This window comes from Colwellia sp. BRX10-1 (assembly GCF_014077545.1).
In the GTDB taxonomy this organism is placed as follows: Bacteria; Pseudomonadota; Gammaproteobacteria; order Enterobacterales; family Alteromonadaceae; genus Colwellia_A.
In genome coordinates this window covers 1-1,160 of record NZ_JACGWC010000071.1, presented here as the reverse complement: position 1 = coordinate 1,160, position 1,160 = coordinate 1, and the positions used below count along the sequence as shown (strand labels likewise).

At 41.1% G+C, this 1,160-nt stretch carries 1 protein-coding gene and 1 pseudogene; both read left to right on the top strand.

Annotation, left to right across the window (positions count from 1 at the left end):
- Positions 1-195 (top strand): annotated as a pseudogene (locus H4J75_RS20000) (hypothetical protein); the annotation flags it as partial.
- A gap of 40 nt (positions 196-235) precedes the next feature.
- Positions 236-1,160, top strand: a 925-nt coding sequence (locus H4J75_RS19565; protein WP_182223051.1) for a transposase, incomplete at its 3' end; no start/stop codon positions are given.

Below are 1,160 nucleotides of genomic sequence, written 5' to 3'. Positions count from 1 at the left end.
AACAATAAACTACACTTAATTTACCCTCTTATAAGTGTGGTGATTGTTATGCCCAAGCCTCGTTCACAACAAATTAGTTTATCTGATACGCCGTATTATCATATTTGCAGTCAAACCGTTCGAAAGCCTTTTTATGTGGTATTGATTACCGCAATCAAGCCACCCATAATAACTTGTTTGTTTTTTCAACAATAAACTACACTTAAATTACCCTCTTATAAGTGTGGTGATTATTATGCCCAAGCCTCGTTCACAACAAATTAGTTTATCTGATACGCCGTATTATCATATTTGCAGTCAAACCGTTCGAAAAGCCTTTTTATGTGGTGTTGATAAAGAAACCGGTGTCAGTTATGCGCACAGGCGTCATTGGATTGAACAGCGCATTTTTCAATTATCTCAGGTGTTTGCTATTGATATTTGTGCTCACGCTGTCATGAATAATCACTTACATTTAGTCCTTCATGTTGATAGTGAACAAGTTAACCACTGGACGACGCTAGAGGTACTGTCCCGTTGGCATAAGTTGTTTAAAGGCACCCTGTTGACCCGTCAATTTCAACAAGAGCAATCATTAACTCCATTCGAAATGGAAATGGTTGAAGAAACAGCACAGGTCTATAAACAGCGCTTAATCGATATCAGTTGGTTTATGCGGGCATTAAACGAGCCTATTGCTCGACAAGCCAATAAAGAAGATAAATGCACGGGGCACTTTTGGGAAGGACGCTTTAAATCACAAGCCCTGCTCGATGAAGGGGCATTACTTGCTTGTATGGCTTATGTAGATTTAAATCCAGTGCGGGCGGGCATTGCCCCAACACCTGAGCAATCGAATTTTACCAGTATTCAACTGCGTATCAAAGCAGCCATTATCGGAGAGCAACCGACAACGTTATTACCATTTACGGGCCATGAACATCAAGAGAAAACCTCAGGTATCCGCTTTAGCTTGAAGGACTATTTAACCCTTGTAGATGAAACAGGTCGCGTAATAAGAGCAGACAAACGAGGCGCTATCGATAACAAAACCGTAAATATACTGTCAAGACTTCACATCAGCGATGAAAGTTGGCTCAAACTCACCACAAACTTTGAAGGTATATTCACTGGCGCAGTCGGCACCGCAGAGCATTTGTGTGAATTTACTGAGCACGTGG